Annotated in this window: 7 protein-coding genes; 2 read left to right on the top strand and 5 right to left on the bottom strand. The window is 38.4% G+C overall.

Going from position 1 to position 7,405, the window contains the following annotated elements:
* Positions 1 to 473, top strand: a 473-nt coding sequence (locus PLH43_RS12485; RefSeq protein ID WP_324363616.1) for a DDE-type integrase/transposase/recombinase, incomplete at its 5' end; no start/stop codon positions are given.
* Positions 474 to 827: 354 nt separating this feature from the next.
* Here PLH43_RS12485 and PLH43_RS12480 read toward each other — a convergent pair.
* Complete coding sequence (locus PLH43_RS12480) at positions 828 to 980, bottom strand: hypothetical protein (RefSeq protein ID WP_324363613.1); 153 nt, start codon at positions 978 to 980, stop codon at positions 828 to 830.
* A gap of 423 nt (positions 981 to 1,403) precedes the next feature.
* Between PLH43_RS12480 and PLH43_RS12475 the strand changes: the two genes are divergently transcribed.
* Positions 1,404 to 2,303, top strand: coding sequence for a phosphatidylglycerol lysyltransferase domain-containing protein (locus tag PLH43_RS12475; protein WP_324363611.1), 900 nt, complete (start codon positions 1,404 to 1,406; stop codon positions 2,301 to 2,303).
* A 43-nt stretch (positions 2,304 to 2,346) separates the two neighbouring features.
* On the opposite strand, the gene PLH43_RS12470 is transcribed toward PLH43_RS12475, so the two are convergent.
* The 4 genes from PLH43_RS12470 to PLH43_RS12455 form a co-directional block, all read right to left on the bottom strand.
* Entirely contained in the window at positions 2,347 to 3,021 is a 675-nt protein-coding gene (locus tag PLH43_RS12470; RefSeq protein WP_324363609.1) for a DUF4956 domain-containing protein, read from the bottom strand.
* On the bottom strand, positions 2,985 to 3,758 hold the full coding sequence (locus PLH43_RS12465) for a polyphosphate polymerase domain-containing protein (RefSeq protein WP_324363607.1): 774 nt from the start codon (positions 3,756 to 3,758) through the stop codon (positions 2,985 to 2,987). The genes PLH43_RS12470 and PLH43_RS12465 overlap by 37 nt, the downstream gene beginning before the upstream one ends.
* 63 nt (positions 3,759 to 3,821) lie before the next feature.
* A complete protein-coding gene (locus PLH43_RS12460) occupies positions 3,822 to 6,755 on the bottom strand; it encodes a CotH kinase family protein (RefSeq protein WP_324363605.1) in 2,934 nt (977 codons plus the stop codon).
* Between the two features lie 26 nt (positions 6,756 to 6,781).
* Positions 6,782 to 6,985: a hypothetical protein gene (locus tag PLH43_RS12455; RefSeq protein ID WP_324363603.1), complete on the bottom strand. Its 204-nt coding sequence runs from the start codon at positions 6,983 to 6,985 to the stop codon at positions 6,782 to 6,784.
* Positions 6,986 to 7,405: the final 420 nt, after the last annotated feature.

Here is a 7,405-nt window from a genome sequence, read left to right as displayed (position 1 = left end):
ATGGTAAGCTTTATATATCAATAATAGAAGATTGCTTTGACAATGCAGTTTTAGGGCTTTCAATGGCAGACAACATGAAAGCGGGGTTATGCGTAGACACTCTAAAAAGCGCAATTATGGCCTATACCGGACTAAGAGGAGCGATTATCCATTCCGACAGGGGAAGCCAATATACCAGCAATGAATATCGCCAAGTAATAGAAAAATGTGGGATAATTCAGAGTATGAACAGTGCCGGCGGTAGGTGTCATGACAATGCAAAATGTGAATCCCTGTGGGGACGATTCAAGGAAGAACTATTGTATGATAGACATGATGTAAAGAAAATGCCGATGGAAGCGGTCAAGAGCCTAATATGGCGATATTTCATGAGTTATTGGAATAATCGCAGGATCTGTTCGGCGAATGGTGGGCTTCCGCCTATGGTAAAGAGGAAGAAGTTCTATGAGGAACAATATGCTAAAACAGCGTAACGATGGGAGCGAGGCGGCGCGCTGGGATATAATGGGATTTCGCTACTCTCCATCCCATTATATCCCAGCGCAAAAACCACAAATTGTACGAGAAAAATGTGTCAAGTAATATTGACAATATCATTCCGACGGCATCCATGTAAGAATAACATGCTTCCCACTTACCGATGCATTTATTACCTCAGCATCAAGGTCATACGGTGCATTTATAAGCTCACTTGATTGCATTGTAATACTTGAATGATTGCATTGCAATATTTTGTGCAGCACCGTCTTTTGTTGATAAAGAAGACTTCCCTGCTAATTCCTTTACACTATCCTTTGTAAGCTTTTCCTTAAGTTGTTCTTCTTCCTTTATTTTTTCGTAAATAAGCTCTTCTTGTGCTTTAATATCACTTTAATTGCTGGCTTGAATTTGCCATCATCTGTTGATACTGCAAAACTTGAAAAAGGTACTGCTTGAAATACTAGAATAATTGCTAGAAATGCTGAAATGACTCTTTTCATACTACATCTACCCCCATTTACTGTTCTGTTTTAAATACTACTTCTTTTGCGTTTATTATGCAAACTTACATTTAGCTTACATAACATGTATATTATATACATTTATTATGCTATTTCAAATAGTTTTTTTGGTTAATTATAGTATATTATTATTTCTTATGGATATACAAGCAATTGCTGCATTAACAGGAACATAAATTCTTGCTTCCTTGCTCATACGTCAGCCACAGCCCATGGTTTACAAGAAAATCTTGATTAAATCAAACAATAATTATGGATAATAATTATAAAACGGCTACATCATTAATTTTACTTGTTTAATGCTATTTTTATATAGTGGCGAAAAAATCGCGAATTATATATAATAACATAAGATATTTATATAGGACAAACAATAAAGAAAAATAAAGTAGGATGAGACAAATGCTAAATTTCAAACCTTTAGAACTACAAGACAGAGAGATTTTTCATGAATATCTGAAAGACTATGATTTTTGCACTTATGAATATTCATTTTTGACACTTTATATATGGAGAAAAATGTATAATACGGAGTTTGCAATAGTTGACGATGCGATAGTCGTTAAAAAGCGCACTGGCAGCAACGGCACATATTTTATGCAGCCCATTGGAGCCGGCAAAACCAAAATAGCCGATATTACTTTAAAACTTAATGCTATAAAAAAAGATAATCCGGATTTCAAATACTTGTATGGGGACGTGGAAACACCTTTTTTGCATGAGTTTCATGAAAACTTCGGAGAACTCGTAACTTCCCACGAGGATAAAAACAACTTTGATTATATTTTCAACACTAAAGAATTGATTGCACTGTCCGGCAGCAAATACCACAGAAAAAAGAATCAGTACAATCAATTCATAAAGAAATACGATTACAGAATTGAAGAAATACAAACCCCTGAAGTCATAAAGGACTGTATTGATTTGTCCCTTAAATGGTACGATTACAAGGCTATGCAAAGTGAGCAGCTTAAAAATGAGCAAAAAGCCATTTTTGACATTCTCAATAATATCAACCTCTTTAATAATATAAAAGGTATTGCCGTTTACGTAGGCAAGGAAATAGTAGGGTTTGCGTTAGGCGAAAAACTAAACGGCAAAATGGCAACTATCCACTTTGAAAAAGGAAATTACAATTTTTCCGGAATATACCCTTTTTTAAACAAGTCCCTGGTAGAGACATGCTTTAGCGATGTTGAATTTATAAATCTCCAGGAGGACTTGGGTCTAGACGGACTGCGCAGAGCCAAATTGGCTTATCAACCTATAAAGCTTGAAAAGAAATATCTTGTAAGCATTTAAAATTTACAAGTCAGGAAGAGATGTTCTCCCTGACTTGTTTCAACTATCCTTCAGTATTTATATCCAGCACAATATTTAAATTGCCGTTGCGACAACGAAGCGCATCAAGAAATTCTTTTTCGTTTGCGTCGTAATAAAGAGATACATTGTACACAAGCTCGTAGAAAGCTCCATATTCTTTTGGCTTAACTTTTTGCAGCTCATAACTCAATGCGTATTTGTTGAAAACCTCTTCAAACTCTCTTTTATAATCAAGATCCTCCCGGACGGTAACCTTCAGCTGCTTATACGGCGATTTTTGGACACCAAAATCTGCTTTGCCAAAAGCAAACAGAAAAGCACAAAGTACCAAGGTAAAAAGTGCGGCATATCCAAAAAATCCTATACCGCAGGCCAAACCTACAGCCAACGCAAAAAACACATACGCAATATCTTTAAAAGTCGCCTCTTCACTTCTAAATCGAATGAACATAAAAGTCCCCGCCAAACTAAAAGCTCTTGCAATATTGCTTCCTATGAGCATAATAATTATGGCAATAATACTTGGCAGCACAGCCAAAGTCAAAGCAAAGTTCTGAGAATAATACCCTTCTGAATGGGTCTTAATATGCACCAAACTTATAGCTATACCCAAAACAAACGAAACAACCACTGTCAGTATCATGTTGCCAAAGGATAGTGTTATGCCAGTCGTGACATCAAGTATTCCGTCAAGCAACCGCTTTCATCCTCCTTTGTAATGTTGCTTAAAATCATCTTCTTGTACTCAGTACCATATTTTGAAAAGCTAGTTTTAAAAAGCTTATTCTCGCTCAGCATCCTTGAAAGCCAGACTGGTATGCTCTTTTCCGCTTTGACTTCCATAAGCCACACACCTTCATCCAGTAACTGTTCCCCATAGTCGCCAAGTTCAAGTCTCAAATCAGTCCTTCGGGACCTAATATTGGTATCAAAGGTTATTCTTAAGTCCCTGTTGTTTATTCCAAAATACGCCATTCTGTCATATGCCAGATAAAGCTTTGGCTCTAAGTCATACATATTGAGCAGATATTCGATTTCATTGAGAACCTGCTTGTTCATATAGCTCTGGTATCCAGGCTTTGTACCCGTTGCAGCAAATTCATAAGCCTCCTTCAATGTCAGCTTTGTTCTTCTCTTGTTTACAAGCCCGTTTACCTTCTTTTTAATTTCCAAATAAACCTTGGTATCCAAAGAGGGTACTCCATAAGCACGAAGCCTTAACTTCTCTTTATATCTAGGCTTTGAAACCGAATGTCTTATCAGTTGGTTGTCCTGAGTGTCGTAATAAATATTGCTTATTGTGTAGTACGTATTATTCACCTTATTATATTCATCAAGCTCCATATACTCTAAGAGTATGTTTTTAACCTTCATATACGTTTCGTTGTCCATCAAATACTTTTTCTCATATCTGTTAAATACCTCAATTGCCAACTTTCATTTTCCCCCCAATTATGCTTGTATATATGTAATATGTATTATATATAAAGAATATTATCATCGCATCTGTACCGGGAACTTGTCTATCTGCTTCAATAAATATCTCTTGAGATATGTATAGTCAGTGGAGGTAATCTTTCCGTTGCCGTCAAGATCTCCTGCAGGCAAATTTATCTGCTCTGGTTTCAAATCAAAAAGCAAATACCTTTTGCATACCAGCAAATCTGTGGAAGTTACCTTATTATCTCCGTTAAGGTCACCATACAAAATCTCAGGAGTAGGTGTTGGTGTCGGAATTACCTCTTTGGGCTTGAATACTGCTGTAATAGTCATATCCTTCGAAAGGGTAACTGTCACAGTATCCGACGTCTCCAAACCCTCGGTTATTCCTTCCCAGTGGTCAAACACATAACCTTCTTTAGGCATTGCTTTTATAGTTACAGGTACTCCCTTGAAGTATATGCCGGTCCAAGAATCAGGGTTTGTAACTGCCGGGGTATCCGACACTATGTCAATGGAATTAATCTTTATATGACCTTTGGTTGAATCGGTGTTCAAACGAACAGAAGCAGTCCCCGTTACACCATTATTTCGGAACTTGTTCAATATGTGCTGTCTCACATTTGCAGGACGATTATAGGCATAGTCCCTAATCCAGTTTACTTCCTGACTCCAAGTGGTATCAAAGAAATTGGTAGCAGTCAATTTAATAAACGGCCAACGGTCGGTATGCTCCTGCATTTCCGGTTCAAGAGTTGAAACCACATCATTAATAACCGAAACTACTCTTGACGGTACAAACGAGGTATTCAATTGGTCTGCAAAACGGTTTATAAACTCATTTCTAAATTCTTCATTCTTAAGAAGAGTTTTAAAGAGGAACACCGCCCATTCCGCATTGGCAGTACCTTCGCGTCTATCACCGGCTGCATAAGCAAGAGTGTCGTGAGATACGCTTTTTCCGTACAAACCAAAACCAAAATCGGTATCTTTCAGCATCCATCTCCATCTTCCGTCCTGACCGTAAGGAGCTTCAGGATGATATTGTCCGTCATCCGTCTTATACCTCCATATGGCTACATTATTTCCCGGCCAGTCCGTATTTCCGAAGAATATCTCAGCAACATAATAATCAATATAGTTCTCTATGTCAATTTTGGTTTTAATATACTCATAGGTGCTCTTTTCTGTTATGGAATGGGTTTTTAAATAGTTTATCACATCATTTGTATATGCCAAAACATCCGTTGAATCGCCTTCCTGCACCTCCAGTGTCTCATAAACATCAAGTATTGCAACCTTGTCATCATCAAGGTCGTAGTGTGCTTTTAGGTATTTATCGTCAAAGCGTTCACGAATGTGGTATATTCCCCAATACTCTCCATTTAAGAATACTATGCATGGTCTGTAAGCCTGGGTGTCTATTTTCAAATGGGAAACAAGACTTTGCATCATCTCATCCCTGAAAAGAGCAGCCGTCCAGTCATTTCCCGAATTTCTCAAGATCAAGCGTTCAAAGCTTTTTATTTTCTTGCCCGTTCCCGTTCCTCTAAGTCCCGGGAAAATCTCATATTTAATTTCGCCAATATCATTATTGTGGTCGGCATACAAACGGAAAGACTTCTGAGGATACTTTCTTGTCCAACCGCCATGTATCCTAAGTCCCGTATCGAGGGAAAATCCTAGCTTTCCGCTGGTCTCAAAGAACTCAATATGCGCCGGTCTTTCCCATTCCGAACCTTTTTTCTCATAGTTTTCATTTACATAAATTCCGATAGACGGGTCAAACAAGTTATCATATTCGGTCACAATAGAAATTACAGGCAGGGTATATCTTGTATTCATTTGAGGATCTACAAAATACGAATGGGTGACTACTTTGCTCTTTGCACCATCGCTTCTCACCGCAACGGCCTTGATAGTAGTACACTTGAATACTTCCCCTTTTGGTGCCTTCCATTTGTTCCACTGGTCGTTGGATATATCCTGAATCATGGAAAGTACATTCGGTTCTCCTGCCCTGCTTTTTATATTAATGCCAGAAGTATATTCAAAGGTTCCCTTTTTACCCGGAACAGGATCGGAGCAATCTGTAGTATAGTAAATCTTGACTCCGGGCTCATTTGCAGTAATTTCGAGATTAAATGCGTTGGTATAAAAGCCTCCCTGATGGGAAAAAGCAGGCTCCAAAACAGGTATAAGGCTTGGGTCGTAAACATTTGCAGCTCCGGGTGTAGGTTTTAACAACGACAGTTCGGACGAACCGTCGGTTTTTCTACCGTAGGATTGGTCATCCAAAAGATTTATAGTTACCAAAATATCAATAACATTACCGTTAGGATCCTTCAGTGTCAATGCTTCTCCGGAGGAGCTTATCTTGAAATTGGTATGTAATTGTCCGTCAGCTGCAACCTTATTCTTGTCAGATGCCCAAACCAACAAGTATCCTCCTGCCGGCACAATTCCTTGAGGGAATACCCATTCTGCCGATGAGTCTGCCAGGATGTATCCCGTCAAATCCACATCACGGGTGCCGGAATTATAAATCTCTATCCAGTCCGAGTACGCTCCGCCTTTACTGCCATCTTTAGGGTCGTCTATGTCTCCATCTCTTATTGTAGATGCGTTGGAAGCCATAACCTCGTTGATGAAGAGAGTGGATGTTTTAGGAGTATCATAAACGTTTGCCGCTCCAGGTGTTGCTTTTGTGAAAACAACAAACTCAGATGCGCCGTCGTTTTTTCTCCCATAGCTCTGGTCATCCCCTAGGCTGATAACATCAACCGAATCAACAGCAGTTCCGTCGGGCTTTTTTAATGTTACGTTCTCACCAGACGCACTTAATTTGAAGTTTGTGTGAAGTTGACCGTCTTGAGCCACCATATTTTTGTCGGATGCCCAAACCAGCAAGTATCCCCCTGCGGGTACTATTCCTTGCGGGAATACCCATTCTGCCGATGAGTCCGCCAAAATGTATCCCGTCAAGTCCACATCACGGGTGCCGGAATTATAAATCTCTATCCAGTCTGAGTATGCTCCCCCTTGCTTCCGTGTTTAGGGTCGGTAACATCCCCGTCACGAATTGTGGACGAATTTGACGACATGACTTCATTGATAAAAAGGGTCTGAGTAGCCTCTGCAAAGGCTCCAAAATAACATACAGGTATCATTATTGCAAAAAGCATTGCAACAACGACGGCACTTGATACAACTTTTTTCATCCGTTTCTCCCCTTTTGTAAATTTTTGTATTATCATGTTTATATAAAAACAATAATACTCTCTATTTTAATCTGCAAATTCGATAAAAGCTGCCAAGGCAAATACTCCCGCATAACTTCGTCAGAAATACAGCTGCATTACAACCCCATAATATTTCCATATAATATACTTTCGTAAAAAAAGAATATATTTGAGTCTAAATTTTAGCACAAAATATAATTTTTCTATTATTATTTTATATTGTAAAGCTTAAATCAACCTTAAAAAAGCCTTCTTGCAAATTGCTTTTTCGCCCAAGCCTATTTCAAATTCCAAATTGATAAACTTAATTTATGCTGTCCTTTTTTAGATAATCCGTGTTAAAATAGAATATTCTCGAAAAGTAACTGGAAAACCAGCTAAATGTTAATTATTGGGATA

This window comes from Acetivibrio sp. (genome assembly GCF_035371925.1).
GTDB lineage: Bacteria > Bacillota > Clostridia > Acetivibrionales > Acetivibrionaceae > Hungateiclostridium.
Note: the sequence above shows the minus strand (reverse complement) of the source record. Positions and strands in the feature narration are given on the sequence as shown.

Coding starts and splice junctions, on each gene's coding strand:
- PLH43_RS12480 (WP_324363613.1), bottom strand. CDS start 980: ATGAAAAGAGTCATTTCAGCATTTCTAGCAATTATTCTAGTATTTCAA.
- PLH43_RS12475 (WP_324363611.1), top strand. CDS start 1,404: ATGCTAAATTTCAAACCTTTAGAACTACAAGACAGAGAGATTTTTCAT.
- PLH43_RS12455 (WP_324363603.1), bottom strand. CDS start 6,985: ATGAAAAAAGTTGTATCAAGTGCCGTCGTTGTTGCAATGCTTTTTGCA.